The 19,776-nt window shown below is 62.4% G+C and carries 16 protein-coding genes and 1 pseudogene; 9 read left to right on the plus strand and 8 right to left on the minus strand.

Features of this window, described 5'->3' with window-relative positions:
* Positions 1-69: 69 nt before the first annotated feature.
* The gene (locus tag C7G61_RS02620) at positions 70-1,032 is read left to right on the plus strand and encodes an acetyl-CoA carboxylase carboxyltransferase subunit alpha (protein ID WP_108512476.1); all 963 of its coding nucleotides are present in this window, start codon (positions 70-72) and stop codon (positions 1,030-1,032) included.
* A gap of 286 nt (positions 1,033-1,318) precedes the next feature.
* On the plus strand, positions 1,319-2,782 hold the full coding sequence (locus C7G61_RS02625) for a L,D-transpeptidase family protein (RefSeq protein ID WP_108512477.1): 1,464 nt from the start codon (positions 1,319-1,321) through the stop codon (positions 2,780-2,782).
* A gap of 121 nt (positions 2,783-2,903) precedes the next feature.
* On the opposite strand, the gene C7G61_RS02630 is transcribed toward C7G61_RS02625, so the two are convergent.
* On the minus strand, positions 2,904-5,342 hold the full coding sequence (locus C7G61_RS02630) for a spermidine synthase family protein (protein ID WP_108512478.1): 2,439 nt from the start codon (positions 5,340-5,342) through the stop codon (positions 2,904-2,906).
* 284 nt (positions 5,343-5,626) lie between these two features.
* Positions 5,627-8,461 (minus strand): preprotein translocase subunit SecA, encoded by a 2,835-nt coding sequence (gene secA, locus C7G61_RS02635; protein WP_108512479.1) that lies wholly within the window; start codon positions 8,459-8,461, stop codon positions 5,627-5,629.
* Between the two features lie 348 nt (positions 8,462-8,809).
* On the opposite strand from secA, the gene C7G61_RS02640 reads away from it, so the two are divergent.
* From C7G61_RS02640 to C7G61_RS02650, 3 genes are all read left to right on the plus strand, one after another.
* Positions 8,810-9,718, plus strand: coding sequence for a peptidylprolyl isomerase (locus C7G61_RS02640; RefSeq protein ID WP_108512480.1), 909 nt, complete (start codon positions 8,810-8,812; stop codon positions 9,716-9,718).
* Positions 9,719-9,881: 163 nt separating this feature from the next.
* Positions 9,882-11,141 carry a bifunctional glutamate N-acetyltransferase/amino-acid acetyltransferase ArgJ gene (argJ, locus tag C7G61_RS02645; RefSeq protein WP_108512481.1) on the plus strand — a complete coding sequence of 420 codons (1,260 nt, stop codon included), beginning with the start codon at positions 9,882-9,884 and terminating at the stop codon, positions 11,139-11,141.
* A gap of 15 nt (positions 11,142-11,156) precedes the next feature.
* A complete protein-coding gene (locus tag C7G61_RS02650; protein WP_108512482.1) occupies positions 11,157-11,567 on the plus strand; it encodes a (deoxy)nucleoside triphosphate pyrophosphohydrolase in 411 nt (136 codons plus the stop codon).
* A gap of 271 nt (positions 11,568-11,838) precedes the next feature.
* On the opposite strand, the gene C7G61_RS02655 is transcribed toward C7G61_RS02650, so the two are convergent.
* The 3 genes and pseudogenes from C7G61_RS02655 to C7G61_RS02665 all read right to left on the minus strand — a co-directional run bounded on the left by C7G61_RS02655 (position 11,839) and on the right by C7G61_RS02665 (position 14,709).
* Entirely contained in the window at positions 11,839-12,333 is a 495-nt protein-coding gene (locus C7G61_RS02655; protein WP_108512483.1) for a GNAT family N-acetyltransferase, read from the minus strand.
* An 88-nt stretch (positions 12,334-12,421) separates the two neighbouring features.
* Positions 12,422-13,391, minus strand: a pseudogene (locus C7G61_RS02660) (cysteine synthase A).
* A gap of 472 nt (positions 13,392-13,863) precedes the next feature.
* Positions 13,864-14,709 carry a methyltransferase domain-containing protein gene (locus C7G61_RS02665; RefSeq protein WP_108512484.1) on the minus strand — a complete coding sequence of 282 codons (846 nt, stop codon included), beginning with the start codon at positions 14,707-14,709 and terminating at the stop codon, positions 13,864-13,866.
* A 78-nt stretch (positions 14,710-14,787) separates the two neighbouring features.
* Here C7G61_RS02665 and C7G61_RS02670 point away from each other — a divergent pair, with 78 nt between their 5' ends.
* Genes C7G61_RS02670 through C7G61_RS02685 form a run of 4 tightly spaced genes read left to right on the plus strand, consistent with a single transcriptional unit; the run spans position 14,788 to position 17,243 of the window.
* The gene (locus tag C7G61_RS02670) at positions 14,788-15,597 is read left to right on the plus strand and encodes a ComF family protein (protein ID WP_108512485.1); all 810 of its coding nucleotides are present in this window, start codon (positions 14,788-14,790) and stop codon (positions 15,595-15,597) included.
* Positions 15,598-15,625: 28 nt separating this feature from the next.
* Positions 15,626-15,898: a glutaredoxin 3 gene (gene grxC / locus C7G61_RS02675; protein WP_108512486.1), complete on the plus strand. Its 273-nt coding sequence runs from the start codon at positions 15,626-15,628 to the stop codon at positions 15,896-15,898.
* Positions 15,895-16,773 (plus strand): carbon-nitrogen hydrolase family protein, encoded by an 879-nt coding sequence (locus C7G61_RS02680; protein ID WP_108512487.1) that lies wholly within the window; start codon positions 15,895-15,897, stop codon positions 16,771-16,773. The genes grxC and C7G61_RS02680 overlap by 4 nt, the downstream gene beginning before the upstream one ends.
* Entirely contained in the window at positions 16,770-17,243 is a 474-nt protein-coding gene (locus tag C7G61_RS02685; protein WP_108512488.1) for a DUF1178 family protein, read from the plus strand. Before C7G61_RS02680 ends, C7G61_RS02685 begins: the two co-directional genes overlap by 4 nt.
* 109 nt (positions 17,244-17,352) lie before the next feature.
* On the opposite strand, the gene C7G61_RS02690 is transcribed toward C7G61_RS02685, so the two are convergent.
* The 3 genes from C7G61_RS02690 to C7G61_RS02700 form a co-directional block, all read right to left on the minus strand.
* A complete protein-coding gene (locus C7G61_RS02690) occupies positions 17,353-18,252 on the minus strand; it encodes an EamA family transporter (protein WP_108512489.1) in 900 nt (299 codons plus the stop codon).
* 255 nt (positions 18,253-18,507) lie between these two features.
* Entirely contained in the window at positions 18,508-19,269 is a 762-nt protein-coding gene (gene ubiG, locus C7G61_RS02695) for a bifunctional 2-polyprenyl-6-hydroxyphenol methylase/3-demethylubiquinol 3-O-methyltransferase UbiG (RefSeq protein ID WP_108512490.1), read from the minus strand.
* A 3-nt stretch (positions 19,270-19,272) separates the two neighbouring features.
* Positions 19,273-19,752, minus strand: a complete 480-nt coding sequence (locus tag C7G61_RS02700; RefSeq protein WP_108512491.1) for a PH domain-containing protein — start codon at positions 19,750-19,752, stop codon at positions 19,273-19,275.
* Positions 19,753-19,776 lie beyond the last annotated feature (24 nt).

Here is a 19,776-nt window from a genome sequence, read left to right on the forward strand (position 1 = left end):
GATGCGTGCTTTCCTTAAGCGAATCGAAACCGCTTCGCCTCAAAGCACGTTGTTACCTATATTGTTTCGATGCCGGATCAGATGCGCAGCTATCTCGACTTTGAAAAACCAGTCGCCGAACTAGAGGCCAAGGTCGATGAACTGCGTGCGCTGGCGGCGTCCGGCAGCGACATCGGCGACGAAATCGCGCGCATAGAGGACAAGGCGCAGCAGGCGCTGAGCGACCTCTACGCCAATTTGACGCCATGGCAGAAGACGCTGGTGGCGCGCCATCCGCAGCGCCCGCATTTCACCGATTTCGTCAAAGCGCTGATGACGGAATTCACGCCGATGGCCGGCGACCGCAAGTTCGCCGAGGACGAGGCGCTGGTGGGCGGCTTCGGCCGTTTTCGCGGCGAGAGCATCTGCGTGGTCGGCCAGGAAAAGGGCGCCACCACCGACGGCCGCATCAAGCACAATTTCGGCATGGCGCGCCCGGAAGGCTATCGCAAGGCCGTCCGGCTGATGGAGATGGCCGATCGTTTCGGCATTCCCGTGCTGTCTATCGTCGATTCCGCCGGCGCCTATCCCGGCATCGGCGCCGAGGAGCGCGGCGTGGCGGAAGCGATCGCACGCTCGACCGACACATGCCTCTCGCTCGGCGTCCCCAATGTCGCGATCATCACCGGCGAGGGCATGTCGGGCGGCGCCATCGCCATCACGACTGCGAACAAGGTGCTGATGTTCGAACACGCGATCTACAGCGTGATCTCCCCGGAGGCGGCCTCCTCGATCCTGTGGCGCGACGGCACCAAGGCCCAGGAAGTCGCCAACGGCATGAAGATCACCGCCCAGGACATGCTGCGATTCGGCGTGATCGACCAGATCCTGAAAGAACCCTCCGGCGGAGCCCACCGCGATTCCGTTGCCATGATCTCGGCCACGGGCGATGCCATCGCCGAGGCCTTCAACGACCTCCGCAATCTGGACGCGGACGGCATCCGCCGGCAGCGGCGGCAGAAATTCCTCGATATCGGCCGCAAGCTCGGCTGATTGGCCCTGTCCCCCTGGAATGATGAGGGGTCGGCCGGCCCGGCATCCCATTCGTCAACGCCGCCTTAAAGGTGCTTTATTTCGTCGGATCACTTGATTCGGCCCTAATTAGGCCCAGACCCAGTCTTTAAACTCTATTGACCATGCTTGGCCGTGGAAGCGGCTGGCGCATCGCGTTCGGGTTGCGGCGCGGAAGGTCAAAGGGTACTATTTTATGCATTGGCTTCAGGGCATGTTCGCTGTGATTTGGGGTGCGAAAATGCCCGGTGGGTGTGGAGCTTAGCCTTTGATTAACCGCTCGCTGGTTCGCGCGCTTCTCACGTCGGCTGCCCTCGCGGGCGCAGGCGCACTGCTGGCCAGTTGCAACGGCGACGACATCTCGCTGGCCAACAACGCCAAGGCCAACCAGCCGGTCCCGCCAAAACTGATCGCCGACATGACGGCGAAAGACATGGACCTGCAGTCGCCGATCCTCGTTCGCCTGTTCAAACAGGAAGCCGAACTCGAGATCTGGAAGCAGGACCGCTCCGGCCGTTTCGCGCTCCTGAAAACCTATCCGATCTGCCGCTGGTCGGGCGATCTCGGACCCAAGGTCCGCGAGGGCGACCGCCAGGCGCCGGAAGGCTTCTATGCGATTTCACCGGCGCAGATGAACCCGCAGTCGGCCTATTACCTTTCCTTCAACACCGGCTATCCGAACGCGTTCGACAAGGCGCTGGGGCGGACCGGCTCGCAGTTGATGGTGCATGGCGACTGCTCCTCGCGCGGCTGCTACGCGATGACCGACGAGCAGATCGCGGAAATCTATTCGCTGGGCCGCGAATCCTTCTTCGGCGGTCAGAAATCGTTCCAGCTGCAGGCCTATCCGTTCAAGATGACGCCAATGAACATGGCGAAGCATCGCAACAATCCGAACATGCCGTTCTGGAAGATGATCAAGGAAGGCAATGATCATTTCGAGGTGACGAAGCAGGAGCCGAAGGTCGATTTCTGCGAGAAGAAATACGTGTTCGATGCCGCCAAGCCGCCGAACGCCGCGCGTGACCTGGTATTCGATGCTTCGGCCAAGTGCCCGGCCTATGTGATTCCCGACGAAGTCGCCGCTGCCGTGCGCGAAAAGCAGGCGACCGACCTCGCCGAAACCGCGCGGCTGATCGCCAAGGGAACCCCGGTCGCCCGGGCCAACACCGGCATCGACGGCGGCATGCACCGGGTGTTCGCCGCCCGCGTGCCTGAGGCCAGCACCGGCCTTTCGGAAGCAGGCGACGGCTCAAGCCTGTCGTTGATGGCTCGCGCGCCCGGCACCGTTCCTTCCCACGTCAATCCGCCCAAGGCGCCCTCCGATAATCTGCTGATGGGTGCGCCGGAACCGCCGAAGCTTGCCGCAGCCCCGGCCCCCACCCCTGCCGCGACGCCGACGCGCGTCGCCAATGCGGCGCCGCCGGCCCAGAATGACGGGTTCTTCTCCAATCTTGCTCGCAAGGTCGGTATCGGCGGCGCGGCTGACGCTACCGCAAGCACGCCGCCTTCGAAGCCGAAGGTCGAGGCCAAGCAAACCGCGCCCCGTCCCGAGGCGGCGGCGCCGAAGACCACCGCGCCAAAGCCTGACAGCAAACAGGCCGCCGCCCGACCGCCGCTAAGATCGTCGGTGTCCGACACCCCGGCCTCCGCCAAGGACAATCAGGTCGCCGGTTCCGCACCGATCGTGCCGCCGAACTCGTTCGACAGCCGCTTCGGCGCGGTGAAGTAACGGCTTCACTTTGCTGCCGCGGCCAAGCCGCCGCCATGCCCGACGAACGCAAGCGGCAACTTTTCCGAATTCCCCGACAGTCTTTATCGCACCGACGCCCGCGGCGCAGAGCGCGGTCGAGTCATGAAGCCGCTTCGTCCTGCGGCACGAGACCGACGCCGGTGACGGGCTTCGTTGCGAGCGTGGCGATGGGGTCAGCCCGGCGACTTGCGGCGATCGCGATGGCGCAGACCACATAGAAGCACGCGCCGAGCGCGTAGGTCTTGGCGATACCGAACTGGATCGACAAGGCCATACCCAGCACCGACGCCAGCATCGACGTAACCCCGTTGGTGCTCCAGAAGAACGGCAACAGCGCTTCTTGACGGCGCCAGATACTGAGGCCGAGCGGAAACATCATCCCCATGCAGAACGCCGGGGGTGCCAGCAGCAGGACGGAAACCAGAATGCGCATGTCGGTTGGTTGCGACCGCGTCCAGGTGGTAACCAGCGGCGTTAGCAGCCCGGCTGCCACGATCGTGATCAGGAGGACTGCAAACCTCCAGAAAATGGCGCGTGGCCGAGGGCTATCCGCGCCGACTGTGGCACTGCCGATACCGCTGAAGAGAAGAATCGTAAAGAGCACCACGCTCAGCCCGTAGACGGGATGGCCGAGGAAGACCATCAGGCGCTGCATTTGCGATATCTCGATCAGCATGAAACCCATCCCGATCGCACTGAAATAGGCCATCGGCGGCGCCAGCGTCGATAACGGCATCCGCCTCGCAAGACCGAGGAACGGCAGGACGATGTAGTATCCGCAGGCAAGGAGCGCGACGATGATCAGCAAGCCGGTCATGCTGACCGCAACATTGTTGTTCATTGCTCCCCATGGATACATGTTCGTCAGATCGCCGAGGCGCGAAGTGAAGAAGAAGAACGGTTTGTCATCCGTCGATGGAGCGATGTTCTCCGGCAAAGAATCGAAGAATGCTGCGTCCGCCTTGTCGGACAGCAACGTCGAGGTGATCGTATCAAAGGTGACATCCGGCCCCAGGAATATCTTGAATCCCTGCGCCTGGAGCCTTTCGCGCGCCCCTTGCCATTGCGCATCGGTGAACGCGTCGGGTCGCGTAATGACCGTCACGATGTTGCCGACGTTCAACGCGACAATATGATGTCGCAGCTCGGCGGCCGGCACGCCTTTGTGCTGCAGGGCGCTGGCCGCGATCGCAACCAGCCGATAGAATTCGCCGCGGTGCTTTTCCCCGCCGTACCAGCGCGAGACCGACAGCAGCCCGCCAGGCTTCAGCGCGCGGTAAAAATCATCCCACGCTTCGACGGTGTAGAGACGGTTTTCCGTGAGCGTCAGACCGCCGGCCGCCGTCGCCGCCCAGGTGTCGATCAGTGAAATCTGGACCAGGTCGTACCGCTCTGACGAGTGGTTGATATAGCTTCGCGCTTCGGCATTGACCAGGGAAACACCGGGCTGGCGCTCAAGATGGCCGGCGAAATCGGCGAATTTTTCAGTGAGCACCTCAAAGATCGCTGGATTGATCTCAATGCCGCGTATCTGCTTGGCGCCGAAAACCAGACCAGAAAGGATGTCGCGGCCGCCACCGACGCCAACGACCGCGACGTCGGCTGCGGGCTGTACGAGGTAGGCGGCATTGATGACGTCATCTTTCAGGTAGCTGAGTTTGCCGATGTCGCCATCATGCCTGGTGATAACCGTGCCTGCATCGGCATCGATATCGATGAAATGCTGATCGACCCTGACCTCAGGCGGGCGGGCGTATCCCCAGCCGAACGGAGCTTTCTCGGGCCACTCCCGTACCCGTACCCGCGAATAGGTATTCCAGCGCTCGAACAACGTGCCGGCCTGCGCCTCACCCTTGGCCCAGAACACGCCGAGGTGGCTCTTGCCGGTCAGGTCAAGGCCGGTATGCACGGTGGCCAAAACGGCCATCGTCAGCGCGACAGCGCCGCTCAAGCGCAGGCTACGGACCTCGTCGCTGTTCCGGACGACAATCCAACCGACGCCGGCAGAAAGGGCCGCGATCCATAACGTGGCGCTCACGGGATCGATTACCAGCAGCAGGAAGATCACGCCGAGGCATCCAACTGCGGCCCCCAGAAGATCGGCTGCGTAGAGCCATCCGCCACGATATGGCAAACGGGTCAGCAAGAGCGTTATGCAAACGCCGCCTTCGGTGAAAGGCCACACGAAGGCGATGATCGCCAGCGCAAGGACGATCGTCACGGTGGTGTCAGTGGACATCACGAGCGGCGTGCACAGAAGCACGACCATTGCGCCAACGCTACTGAGCGCGAACCACGATGCGTGGCGCGCGAATTCGACGCCTACCCGTTCGGACGTATAGCGTTCGGGCTTGCCGTAGACCTCCATCGCTCCGCGGGTCAGCCCGAGCATGGCCAGTGAAATGGCGGCGAACGCGAAATGATAATAGAGCATAACGCTGAAGAAGCGCGTTATCAGTATCTGGTAGGAAAGCGTCGCCGACGCCAGCACGAAGATCGCCAAATAATAGCGGCCGTGAATCTTGGATATGGATTGCAAGACGCTGCCCTCTGATGGAGCCCCAGGACGGGTCCTATAGGTGCGCTTGGCAAACCCGCGCAACGCGCGGTCGAGAAATTAGACACAACCTCCTAACAACCCGTTGAAATGCCCGCAAAGATTGATGATTTGCAAGCACTCTCCGTTACTTTCAATCCCAGGTTGCAGGGCCGGCGCACGGTATCCCGCCCTCAAGGGCGAGTTCAGCCGTCAGACGAAACAGAAAGGTGCGAGCCGGCAGGCCGCGGCGTAACGGCCTCGCCAACCGATGCGTCAGCGCAGGCTCAGCCGTATTTGCCGTGGCAGTGCTTGTACTTCTTGCCGCTGCCGCAGGGGCAATCCTCGTTGCGGCCGACCTTGCCCCAGCTTGCAGGGTTTTTCGGATCGCGATCGGCCGCGATGGCCTCGGGTACCAGGGAGGCGTTGGCGAAGGCCATCTCGTCTTCGCCGGTATTCGGATCGAACTTGTGCGGCTCCATCGCCGGCAGCGGTTGCTGCTCTTCCGGCGGCACGATCTCGACGCGCATCAATTGCGCCGTCACCGCCTCGCGCAGATGCGCGGTCATCGCCTCATACAGGCCGAAGGCTTCCGACTTGTATTCCTGCAACGGATCGCGCTGGCCGTAGCCGCGCAGGCCGATCACCTGCCGCAGATGATCGAGCATGATCAGGTGCTCGCGCCAGAGGTGATCCAGCGTCTGCAGCAGGATGGTCTTCTCGACGTAGCGCATCACGTCGGGGCCCCATTGCGCGACCTTGGCCGCCATGTGCTCGTCGACGCGCTGCTCGATCCGCGTCAGCAATTCCTCGTCGGCAATACCCTCTTCCTTGGCCCATTCGTCGACCGGCAGGTCGACGTCGAGCACGCGCTTCAGTTCTTCCTTGAGGCCCGCGACATCCCACTGCTCGGCATAGGCGTGTTCCGGCACATGCTTGACGACGATGTCGTCGATGAAATCGTGACGCATGTCTGCGACCATTTCGGCCACGCTGTCGCTCCTCATCAGTTCGACGCGCTGCTCGAAGATCACCTTGCGCTGGTCGTTCTGGACGTTGTCGAACTTCAGCAGGTTCTTGCGGATGTCGAAGTTGCGGGCTTCGACCTTCTGCTGCGCTTTTTCGAGCGCCTTGTTGATCCAGGGATGGATGATGGCCTCGCCCTCTTGCAGGCCGAGCCGCTGCAGCATGCTGTCGAGCCGGTCGGAGCCGAAGATCCGCATCAGATCGTCTTCCAGCGACAGGAAGAATTTTGAGCGTCCGGGGTCGCCCTGACGGCCGGAACGGCCGCGCAACTGGTTGTCGATGCGGCGGGATTCATGCCGCTCCGAGCCCATGATGTAGAGCCCACCCGGCTTGGTGATGGTCTTGGCCGGCTTGTTGCCCTTGGCAGGCTCGACCTCGACCACGTCCTCGGCCTTCAGCACGATCTCGCGGAAGCGTTCGATGTCGGCCTTGATCTGTTCGATCTTTTTGGCCTTCTCGGCCTCGTCGGTAATGTCAGCGGTCTCCTGCTGGATCCGCATATCGAGCGAACCGCCGAGCTTGATGTCGGTACCGCGGCCGGCCATGTTGGTCGCGATCGTGATCGCGCCCGGAACGCCGGCTTCGGCGACGATGTAGGCTTCCTGTTCGTGGAAGCGCGCGTTCAGAACCGCAAACAGCTTGGCAGGCTTGCCCGCACGCGCCGCGGCGTAGAGCTTCTCCATTCCGGACTGCGAACCGAAATCGATCTGCTTGTAGCCGTGCTTCTTCAAATACTCGGCCAGCACTTCCGACTTTTCGATCGAGGCGGTGCCGACCAGCACCGGCTGCAGCCGCTTGTTGGCGCGTTCAATCTCGGCCAGGATCGCGGCGTATTTCTCGTTCTGGGTGCGGTAGACCTCATCGTCCTCGTCGAGACGCGCCACCGCTACGTTGGTCGGGATTTCCACGACCTCGAGCTTGTAGATGTCGAACAGTTCGTCGGCTTCGGTCAGCGCCGTACCGGTCATGCCGGCGAGCTTTTGGTACATCCGGAAATAGTTCTGGAAGGTGATCGAGGCCAGCGTCTGGTTTTCCGGCTGGACCTGGACGTGTTCCTTGGCTTCCAGCGCCTGGTGCAGGCCTTCGGAATAGCGGCGGCCCTGCATCATGCGGCCGGTGAACTCGTCGATGATGATGACTTCGCCGTCGCGGACGATGTAGTCCTTGTCGCGGTTGAACAGCGTATGCGCCCGCAGGGCCTGGTTGACGTGGTGGACCACGGAGACGTTTTCGACGTCGTAGAGCGATTCGCCCTTGAGCTGGCCGGCATCGCGAAGCAGATTTTCGAGCTTCTCCATGCCGCCTTCGGTAAGCGTCACCGTGCGCTGCTTCTCGTCGACCTCGTAATCCGTCTTGTCGAGCTGGGGGAAGAAGGTGTCGATGGTATTGTAGAAATCCGAGCGGTCGTCGAGCGGGCCGGAGATGATCAGCGGCGTGCGCGCCTCGTCGATCAGGATCGAGTCGACTTCGTCGACGATGGCGTAGGAATGGCCGCGCTGGACCATGTCCTCGAGCCGGTACTTCATGTTGTCGCGCAGATAATCGAAACCGTATTCGTTGTTGGTGCCGTAGGTGATGTCGCGCGAATAGGCTTCCTTGCGCTCGGCATCGTCGAGGCCGTGGACGATCACGCCGACGGTCAGCCCGAGGAAATTATAGATCTGGCCCATCCATTCAGAGTCGCGACGCGCGAGGTAGTCGTTGACGGTGACGACATGGACGCCCTTGCCGGCCAGCGCGTTGAGATAGACCGCCAGCGTTGCCACCAGCGTCTTGCCTTCGCCGGTCTTCATCTCGGCGATGTCGCCCTCATGCAGCACCATGCCGCCGATCAGCTGGACGTCGAAATGCCGTTGGCCGAGGGTGCGCTTGGCGGCCTCGCGCACAGTGGCGAAGGCCGGAACCAGGATGTCATCGAGCGTCTTGCCGTCGGCAAGCTGCTGGCGGAACTCGGCGGTGCGCGCTTTCAGCGCCTCGTCCGACAGCGCGGCGAGCTCGGGCTCAAGCGCGTTGATGTCGTTGACGCGGGACTGATACCCCTTCACCCGCCGGTCGTTGGCGGAGCCGAAAAACTTGCGGGCGAGCGCGCCGATCATGCCAATTCCTGCCTTTGCCGTTACTTGCGTTGCAAGCCGTGACGTGGTCCACCAAGTTGCCTATCAACTCACCGTGACGCATCGCGGCAAATACCCCGTTCCGGGGCATCATCCGCCTAATGAGTGGGAATTAAGCAATCCAAGGTTCAACGGCAAAAAACGCAGTAAAATAAGCGCTATCGCCGCCGTACGATCCGGCACAGATATGGCTGGGTTCGGGCCTTGTCAACGTGGGTCCATCTGTCAAGGAATTCATCATTTTGACAGACTTTTCGCGTTGCCAAGGCCGCATGATTGGGCGAGTGTCCCGCCGCCTTTGCCGCCCCTTCTTCAAGACAAGGATTTTCCATGACCACCTCGTTCCCGGAAACGAAAACCGGCCTGCGCTTCGGCCTCGCCTCCCTGGCCGCGACGGCCTGTCTGGCTGCGATTCTGGCCGCCAGCCTGCCGGTTCGTGCCCAGGACAACCCCGTTCTCGCCAAGGTTAACGGTGTCGAGATCCGCCAGAGCGATGTGGCGCTCGCGGAAGAGGAACTCGGCCCCAGCCTCGCGCAAATGGACCCGGCGACCAAGAAGGACAACGTGCTGGCCTTCCTGATCGACCTGAAAATCGTCGCCAAGGCCGCCGAGGACAAGAAGGTCGAGAGTTCCGAAGACTTCAAGAGGCGCCTGGCGTTTAGCCGCAGCCGCCTGCTGATGGATAACCTGCTCGCCACCGAGGGCAAGGCTGCGACCACCGACGAGGCCATGAAGAAGGTCTATGAGGAAGCCGCCAAGCAGATCACCGGCGAAATGGAAGTCCACGCCCGGCACATCCTGGTCGAGACCGAGGACGAGGCCAAGGCGATCGCGGAAGAACTGAAGAAGGGCGGCGACTTCGCCGAACTGGCGAAGAAGAAGTCCAAGGACCCCGGCGCCTCCGATGGCGGCGATCTCGGCTTCTTCACCAAGGAACAGATGGTGCCGGAATTCTCCGCCGTGGCCTTCACGCTCGAACCCGGCAAGATCTCCGATCCCGTCAAGTCGCAGTTCGGCTGGCACGTCATCAAGGTCGAGGAAAAGCGCGCCCGCAAGGCCCCCGACTTCGAGCAGGTCAAGGCCCAGATCGAGACCTATGTGACGCGCAAGGCGCAGGCCGAATACGTCGCCAAGCTGCGTGAGGCCGCCAAGGTCGAGCGCATGGACAAGCCGGCCGAAGCCGCCAAGCCGGACGCCGCCAAGCCTGCGGATTCCAAGATGGCGCCGCCGAAGAAGTAAGAAATCGCTGTCACTTCTTCGAGACCGATAGTATCTACCATCGTCATGGCCGGGCCGAAGCGCCCGGCCGTTCCATGTCTGGGGGACCTGTTGACCGGCCCTGAAGGCGTGGATGGCCGGGCCAGGTCCGGCTACGGTTGATCTGGTCGAAGAAGGTGCACCCATGTCCACACCCGTCTCCCCTCTCGCCCCGACCGATGTCCCCGACATGCCCGCGATTGCGGGCGTCAGGCTCGCAACAGCCGCCGCCGGCATCCGCTACAAGGGGCGGACCGACGTGCTGCTCGCCGTCATGGACAAGGGCACCACGGTCGCCGGCGTCTTCACCAAATCGAAATGCCCGTCCGCTCCCGTTGAATGGTGCCGCGCCAAGCTCGGCCGGGGCGGATCTTCTAAGGCAGGATTTGCCCGCGCGCTGGTGGTGAATTCCGGCAACGCCAACGCATTCACCGGCAAGACCGGCAAGCAGTCGACGGCGCTGACCGCGCAAACCGCAGCGAAGGCGGTAGGCTGCAGCGCCAACGAGGTCTTTCTTGCCTCCACCGGCGTGATCGGCGAGCCGCTCGACGCCACCAAATTCGACGGCGTGCTGGCGACGCTGACTGAGGCCGCCACGCCCGACCACTGGATGGATGCTGCCAAGGCAATCATGACCACCGATACTTTCCCGAAGGTCGCAACCGCTACGGTGAAGCTCGGCAAGGCCAAGGTCACCATCAACGGCATGGCCAAGGGCGCCGGCATGATCATGCCCGATATGGCCACCATGCTGTCCTTTGTGTTCACCGATGCGCCGCTGTCATCGGCCGTGCTGCAATCGCTGCTCAAGAGCGGCGTCGAGGATACGTTCAACGCCGTCACCATCGACAGCGACACCTCGACGTCGGATACGCTGCTCGCCTTTGCGACCGGCGCGGCCGCAGCCAACGGCGCGCCGAAGATCAGCCGCGCCAGCGATATCAGGCTGAAGGCTTTTGCCAAGGCGTTCCGCGACGTGCTCGCCAACCTTGCCGAACAGGTGGCCCGCGACGGCGAAGGCGCGCGCAAGCTGGTCGAGGTGATCGTCGAAGGCGCGACCACAAAAACCTCGGCGCGCCGAATCGCGATGTCGATCGCGAATTCGCCGCTGGTGAAGACGGCGATCGCCGGCGAAGACGCCAATTGGGGCCGCGTGGTGATGGCGGTCGGCAAGGCCGGCGAGCCCGCCAACCGCGACAAGCTTTCGATCTCGTTCAACGGCATTCGCGTCGCCAAAAGCGGTGCGCGCGATCCGTCCTACAACGAGGCCGAGGTTTCCGAGGTGATGAAGAACCCGAAGATCCAGATCAAGGTCGCGCTCGGCCTCGGCAAGGGCCGCGACCGCGTGCTGACCTGCGACCTCACCAAGGAATATGTCGCGATCAATGGCGATTACCGATCGTAAGCGAGACACCGGCGCATGGCTGACATCAAGCTCACCCTCGTGGTCGCCTGCGCGCTGGTCGATACCGACAAGCGCGTGCTGATCGCGCAACGCCCGGAAGGCAAGGCGCTCGCGGGCCTGTGGGAATTTCCCGGCGGCAAGGTCGAGCCCGGCGAACGGCCGGAGCAGACGCTGATCCGCGAACTACACGAGGAGATCGGGATCGACGTCAGCGAGCCATGCCTGGCGCCGCTGACCTTCGCGAGCTATGCCTATGACAGCTTCCATTTGCTGATGCCGCTCTACATCTGCCGGCGCTGGGAGGGCATGGTGATCGCGCGTGAAGGCCAGCAACTGGCCTGGGTCCGCGCCAACAAGCTGCGCGATTATCCGATGCCGCCTGCGGACATTCCGCTGATCCCGCATCTGATCGATTTGCTGATGTGAGCGCAGCGCCTCTTCGGCGGCACGCAGAGCCCAGACACAAAATCGCGAAAACAACCCCATGCAAAGTAGAATGGGGCCGGCTCGCCGCACTCGTGCTGCTTGCGTCCGGGGCCTGGCTCGGCTTCGGCGCTTTCGGGGTAAAGCCGACATCGACTAGTCCACACGCGCCGGCGAATCTGTCGAAAATGACCCGAAGCTGCCAATCTGCCGACCTATACCCTAGGCGGTTCTCGAGGATAAGCAGGCTCCGCACTGGCGCAGGCATTGCACGTCACGGTTTGAGGCGCGCCATTATGATTTCGTCGTGATGGACACCATCAATCAAGATTGCCTTTCGCTTGGTGCCTTCCTCCACAAATCCCACCTTTCGATAGAGGGCTGCTGCCGCGGTATTGGTTGCGAACACTCCCAGCTCGACACGTTGAAATCCGAATAGGTCTGCAGCGTGCACGGCGTGTCGCAGCAGTCTTTCGCCGATCCCTTTGCCCCTCCATTCCGGCAGAAGGCCCATAAAGAGGTCGCCGACATGAGCGGAAACCGCTCGACTCGCGGGCGGTACATTGCACCATCCAATAACCACATCGTCCATAAGGGCAATGATCTGTGGATAGCCGTGTTGTACGTTACGCTTAACGAAAGCGCGCACTTGTTCAATCGGAGGAGCCTCCAAGAGGGCGAGGTACTTGCGTTCTCGGGCAACGGCGTCGACGGCAGCACGAAACGCTTCCGTGTCGTTTTCCCGGATCTGGCGGAACTCAATTGTCATGGCGCAATCTCATCGCTTTACCGTAATCTTGGCGCAGTTGCACCGCCGCTAGGAACGCGCCGCGATATGAGCCGGAAGTTCCTCCGGCTTACTTCATCCAAGGCGGTAGCGGCAGGTTCTTCTTGCGCAAGAAGTCCGGATTGAAGAGCTTGGACTGATAGCGCTGGCCACCATCCGCGAGGATGGTGACGACGGTCTTGCCTGGCCCAAGGTCGCGCAAGCCGCATAGCCCCCACGATGTTGATCGCGCTAGACCCACCCAGCACAAGCCCCTCATGCTCGATCAGGTCGAACAAAACGGGTAGCGCCTCCTCATCAGTGATCTGGTAGGCCATGTCGATCGGCGTGCCTTCAAGGTTCTTCGTCACGCGTACTTGCCCGATACCTTCTGTGATCGAGTCGCCTTCTGTCGTCAGCTCACCCCTAGTAAACCAATTGTAGAGAGCGGCACCCATTGGATCGCTGAGTGCAATCTTCACGGCGGGATTGCGTTCCTTGAGGGCGCGCGCGACTCCACCCAAAGTCCCGCCACTACCGACAGCGCAAGTGAAGCCGTCGATCTTTCCGTTTGTCTGCTCCCAAATTTCAGGGCCAGTCGTGCGATAGTGGCCATCGCGGTTGGCGACGTTGTCGAACTGATTTGCCCAGAATGCCCCGTTTGGTTCCTTTGCGGCCAGTTCCTCAGCGAGGCGACCGGAATAGCGAGCATAGTTGCCGGGATTGGAATAGGGCACGGCCGGTATCAGACGCAGATCTGCCCCGCATAGCCGTAGCATGTCCTTCTTTTCCTGACTTTGCGTGTCGGGCATCACGATCACGGAACGATAACCGCGCACATTGGCCACGAGCGCAATGCCGATACCGACGTTGCCAGCTGTGCCCTCCACGATAACGCCGCCCGGCTTGAGCTGGCCGCGCTGCTCGGCATCATTGATAATGGCCAAGGCCGCACGATCTTTGATCGATCCGCCCGGATTAAGAAATTCGGCTTTGCCGTAGATATCGCAACCCGTGATGTCCGACGCCGCGCGTAGCCTGATCAATGGCGTATTGCCAATGGCTTCTAGAAAACCCGAACGAACTTCATGGTGGCTAGCCCCCTTCCTCGCTTTTTCGCTTCCTTGCCTGCGTGCGGAATGGCCACCTTAACTGTGCTTGCCCTGATTTCGGCAATTTCTTCGTCATTTGGCATGAATGTTCTGTCCGGCATCCTTTTGCCGGAAATAATTTGCGGTCTTTCTCGGGCCGGGGAAAAGCTATTCGTCTGTCGTCGAGAACGAAAGAGATCCGATCGAATCGGAATACGCGAAGCCCGCTTGCAACTCGCACCAACCTGCGAGTACCACACCCAGCCGTAGGGGGGCGACTGCCTTGAATGGCTGCCAAATCCAATTCCGCTTTTGGCCCTTCGCGACATATTGCGCCGCTGCGCAAGCCTGGCCGCGGACTGGGCAAAGCGGGCATAACCTTCGTCGCGTCGCGCCGGCGGGTTATGGGTACACGGCCTGATCTCATCCCGCTTTAGGTTGTCTATTTGGGAGCAGTCTTCTTCACCGCCGCCTCCAGGCTCGCTTTCGCCGAGCCCGGCTTCAACGGCTTTTGCTGGCTCTCATGCGGCGCCCAGCCAGAGAGCCAGACGATATCGAAGGTGGCACGGATGCGGCCGTCCGCGTCGGCAAAACGTTCACCGTAAATCTGCGCCATGCGCAGCATAGTGGCGCGGCGGGTCGGCGTGCGCCGGCGTTCGCGAAGGATGTTGGTCGCGCCCATGCGCCTCAAATCCTGCATCAGCGCGAACGCGCTGTCGTAGCGCACCACAACGCGGTCGACGTCGGTGACCGGCAGCGCAAAGCCGGCGCGCTGCAGCAGCGCGCCAATATCGCGCAAGTCCGCAAACGGCGCGACCCGCGGCGACACCCCGCCCTCGCATTCGGCTTCTGCTGCGGCAAAGCTTTGCCGAAGCTCAGTCAGCGTATCGCCGCCGAGCATTGCCGCGAGCAACAGCCCGTCGGGCTTTAGAGCGCGCCGCATCTGCGCGAGCACGCCCGGAAGATCGTTGACGAACTGGAACGCCAGCGCGGAGACCGCGAGGTCGAGCGATTGCGGCGGCAAGCGCAGCGTTTCCGATTGATCGAGATCGATACGCCTGATCGACTGGAAGCGATCCGCGACAGGCTTTCGCAACAATTCGCCCGGCGTCCAGATATCGGCGACATCGGCAAAATTCCGCATCACCGCCTGCAGCCGCTCCTCCATGTCCTCCCTGACGCGATCAAGCAGGAACGTCACCGCCCCGCTGCGCCGCGCGCGTTCGATCCGCGCGCGCAGCAGTGCGCGGTCGAACAGGATGGGTGCGGTGGTCGGGTCGGAGGCCATGCCGGTTGGTACGCCGCCTAACCCATCTCTGGCAATCCTGCGCTTGAGCACGATGCCCACTGGGGCTAGCTTCTCGCGATGGACGCCGAAGCATCACCACCACGCTCCATCTCCAGCCATCTTCGCAGCGCGCTCGGCGCCTGCCGCGACGCGTTTGCGCATCTGCCGCGGCTTGCGCTCGACATCGCGCTGCCGACGCTGTGCGTTTCCTGCCGCGAGCCGGTGGATGGCGAGGGTGTCTGCGCGGCGTGCTGGGCCAAATTGTCGTTCATCGCTCCGCCGTTCTGTCCGCGGCTTGGCATTCCCTTTGTGTACGATCCCGGTCCGGAATTGCTGTCGATGGAGGCGATCGCCAGTCCGCCGGCCTACCAGCGCGCCCGCGCCGCCGTGCGCTATGACGACGTTGCCCGCACGCTGGTTCATTCACTGAAATACCAGGACCGCACGGATCTGGCGCCCGCGATGGGCCGCTGGATGGCCCGCGCCGGCAAGGAATTGCTCGACGAGGCCGACGTGCTGGTGCCGGTTCCGCTCCACTGGCGGCGCGGCTGGAGCCGCCGCTACAACCAGTCGGGCGCGCTGGCGCGGGTGATTTCGCGCCAAAGCGGCGTGAAACTGGCCACTGAGGCGCTTCGCCGCATTCGCGCGACTGAGCAGCAGATTGGCCTGTCCCGGCCGCAGCGCGCCAGCAATGTGCAGGGCGCCTTCAAGGTCGCCGCCGATCGCATGGCTGATATTCAGGGCCGCCGCGTCGTCCTGGTCGACGATGTGCTGACGTCAGGCGCCACGACCGACGCCTGCGCCCGGGCGCTCCTGCGCGCCAAAGCCGCACAGGTCGACGTACTGGTATTCGCGCGGGTTGTGGACAGCCACCGCGCTCCCATATAATTCAAACACTTGCCAACCAGAGCGCGCCATGACTGCCATTGAAATCTACACCCGCCCGGGCTGCGGCTATTGCACCGCTGCCAAATCGTTGCTGACGCGCAAGAACGCCACGTTCACAGAATTGAACGTGGCGACTGACGCGGCCTATCGCGAGCAGATGTACGATCGCGCTGGCCACGGCTCGACCTTTCCGCAGATTTTTATCGGCACAACCCATGTCGGCGGCTGTGACGAGCTCTACGCGCTGGACCGCGCGGGCAAGCTCGATGGCCTGCTGGCGGCAGAAGAGGCTTCCTCATGAGCGCTGGCTCGACCTTTACCGCCGCCATGGTGCAGATGCGCACCGGGCTGTTGCCCGAGCCGAGCCTCGAGCAGGGCACCAGGCTGATTCGCGATGCCGCAGCCCAAGGCGCCGATTACGTGCTTACCCCCGAGGTGAGCAACATGATGCAACTGAACCGCAAGGCGCTGTTCGAGCATCTCGCCTCCGAGGAAGACGATCTCTCGCTGAAAGCCTATCGCGCGCTCGCCGCTGAATTGAAGATCCATCTCCATATCGGCTCGCTGGCGCTGCGCTTTTCGCCGGAGCGCGCGGTCAATCGCTCCTTCCTGATCGGGCCCGACGGCAATCTGCTCGCCTGCTACGACAAGATCCATATGTTCGATATCGATCTGCCCGGCGGCGAGAGCTATCGCGAGTCAGCCAATTATCAGCCGGGCGAAACGGCCGTGATCTCGGATCTGCCGTGGGGCCGGATTGGTCTCACGATCTGTTACGACGTGCGCTTTCCGGCGCTCTATCGCGCATTGGCCGAAGCCGGCGCGTCGTTCCTCACCGTGCCATCGGCCTTCACCAGAAAGACCGGCGAGGCGCATTGGCACACGCTGTTGCGCGCCCGCGCCATCGAGACCGGTTGCTTCGTCTTCGCCGCGGCGCAGGCCGGCATGCATGAGAACAAGCGCGAGACCTATGGCCATTCGTTGATCATCGCCCCCTGGGGCGAAATTCTCGCCGAGGGCGGCGTCGAGCCCGGCGTGTTCCTCGCCGAGATCGATACCTCCAGGGTCGAGACGGCGCGGAAAGCCGTGCCGTCGCTGCAGCACGGACGGCGCTTCGGCATTGCCGATCCCAAGGCAGGGCCTGAGCATCTGCATCTGGTCCGGGGTTCGGCATGATCCGCTACAACCTTCGCTGCGAGAAGGGCCATGCGTTCGAAAGCTGGTTTCAAAGCTCCGCGGCCTATGAAAGCCAGGAAAAGCGCAGACTGGTGAGCTGCCCCGCCTGCGGCTCCGTCAAGGTCGAGCGCGCCATCATGGCCCCGCAGATCGTGAGCAAGAAGGGCCGCGAGGCCGCCCGGCCGACGCCGGCAGCGCCTGCGGAAGCAACGGCATCATCGGAATCGACGCCACTCCTGATGGCGCAGGAGCGCGAGCTGCGCGCCAAGCTCAAGGAATTGCGCGATCACATCGTCAAAAATGCCGACAATGTCGGCGAGCGCTTCCCCAACGAAGCGCGCAAGATGCATTACGGCGACATCGAGCATCGCCCGATCTACGGCGAGGCCTCGCCGGACGAGGCGCGCGCGCTGATCGACGAAGGCGTCGAGGTCACCCCGCTGCCGGTGCTGCCGGACGATAGGAATTGATGCGGTAACCGCATTTTCCGTAGGATGGGTGGAGCGAAGCGATACCCATCAATGCCGGTGCGTGTGGCGATGGGTATCGCTTCGCTCCACCCATCCTACGATTTTCGGATCACACCGCCACCAGCAGCGCAACGCCCACCACGATCAGCACGATGCCGGACAGTTCACGCGCCGATAATGGCTGCTTGAATGAATAATGCGCCACGGCCTGCGCGAACAGCACCTCGATCAGCGCCAGCGTCCGCACATTCGCGGCCGCCGTCAGCGCAAATGCCAGGAACCAGAATTGCGAGGCGAATGCGCCCATGAAGCCCGCGAGCATCGAGGGCCGCCACAGTCCGAAAATCTTCATCAGCACATCAGGCGCGCGGACGAGCAGATAAATCGTCAACACCAGCGTCTGCACGAACAGGCCGAACACCAGCGTATAGGACGCCGCCGTCACGAAGGAGACGCCGGGCACGGTGATGATGGCGCCGCGAAAGCCGATCGCCGAGAGCGCGAAACAACCGGCGGCAACCAGGCCGATGATCGTCGGCTTCAACTCCGCAAAGCCTTTTTCGCCGCCCGGCCGCAGCGCCGTGATGACCACGCCGACGGTCGCGATCAGGATCGCGATCACTTTCAGCACCGTCAGATGGTCGCTGAGAAAGATGAAGCCGAAGATCGCGGTCTGGATCGCTTCGGTCTTGAGGTACGCCGTCGTCACGACGAAGGAGCGATCGTTCATCGCCAGCAACATCAAACCGGTGGCGACGATCTGGCTGAGCGCGCCGAGTAGCAGCCACGGCCAAAACACCGCGGCCGGCCACGGTACGCCGTCGCCAGTCACCGCCACCACGACGGCAAAGAAGATGATCGAGAACGGAAAGCCGAACAGGAAGCGGATATTGGTCGCGCCCCAGGTCCCGAGCGGCCCCGTCAACGATCGCTGCATCGCATTGCGGGCGACTTGGCCCAGCGCAGCGATGATAGTGAAGGGAATCCAGAGCGTGGCGACGGAGAGCATTTGGGGAGTACCGGCGGGAAGCTGCCGCACCGTGCCGGGCGGAACGGATGCGGTCAACCGGAGGGGCGTCATGACAGGATTGCGTCCGCCCCAAAAGGCGGTGTCGTCCCTGCGAACGCAGGGACCCATACGCCGCGGCTTCTCAATCTTATTCAGCTGGTCGACGACTTTCGCGCAACAATGAACACATGTGGTTATGGGTCCCTGCGTTCGCAGGGACGACACCGGTTATATGGCTACGGTGCTGGGATCAACTCACATCCCCTCCGCCACCACCATGTAATTCACGTCCATGTCGGACGAGATGCTCCATCGATCGGCAAGCGGGTTATAGACCACGCCGGCCTGCTCGGTGATGGTGAGCTTGTTGTGGGCGAGATGCCGGGCGAGTTCGTCGGGGGTGACGAACTTGTCCCACTGGTGGGTGCCGCGCGGCAGCCAGCGCAGCACATATTCGGCACCGACGATCGCGAGCGCAAAGCTCTTCCAGTTGCGGTTCAGCGTCGAGACCACCATCAACCCGCCCGGCTTGACCATCGCCGCGCAGCGGGCGAGGAACGCGCCGACATCGGTGACGTGCTCGATCACTTCCATCGCCAGCACGACGTCGAAGCGCTCGCGCACGTCCATCGTCTCGACCGTGGTGCAGCGGTAGTCGATCGACAGATGTCCCTTGTCGGCATGCAGCCTCGCGGCGGCGATGTTGGTCGCGGATGGATCGATCCCGATCACCTGCGCGCCCAGCCGCGTGAACGGCTCGCACAACAGCCCCGCGCCGCAACCGATATCGAGGATGCGCAGGCCCGACAGGCAACTCAGGCTCCTGGCGTTGCGGTCGAACTTGCGGCATGCGGCGTCGCGGATATAGGCCAGCCGCAGCGGATTGATCTTGTGCAGCGGGGCCATCTTGCCTTTGGGGTCCCACCACTCGTCCGACAATTTTGAAAATTTTGCGACTTCGGCGGGGTCGACCGTGGAACCGGAGAAACCGGCGGAGGAATTTTGCTGCATGGCCATGGTTCAGGTGCCGGGCGGTCGCGTCGTGATGGCATTGCGAAACGCCAGCGGCGACGCAATGGTGTCGATCGTCTTGTTGCCCTCGCCGACTCCGAAGATCGACACGTCGCCGTAATTGAGGATGCGACCGAGAATGCTCTGGTTGACGTCGACGCTCTCGACCTTGTCGATGCCCATCTCGAACGTTTGCCGCTTGATGAAGCCGGTCTTGTGGACCACGCGCATATTCGTAACGTCAGTCTCGGTGGTCCAGTGGTAGAACCAGGCGGTGGCCGTTTTGTACAGCGCGAAAATCGCGGCTATCGCGGCCATCGACAGGCACAGCAACATCGGCGTGTCGGCCGCGACCAGGCGGGAGAGCACCAGAAATGCGATCGCCACGACCCAGCCTGCGATCGCAGGCAGGAAAAATATCCAGTGCGCGTTGGTCGAATACAGCACCCTCTCGCCGGGCTGCAGGATATCATCGATATAACGACCCATACGCCTACCCTGAATTAACCCGCT

The sequence above is a fragment of the Bradyrhizobium algeriense genome (assembly GCF_003062295.1).
Lineage (GTDB): Bacteria > Pseudomonadota > Alphaproteobacteria > Rhizobiales > Xanthobacteraceae > Bradyrhizobium > Bradyrhizobium algeriense.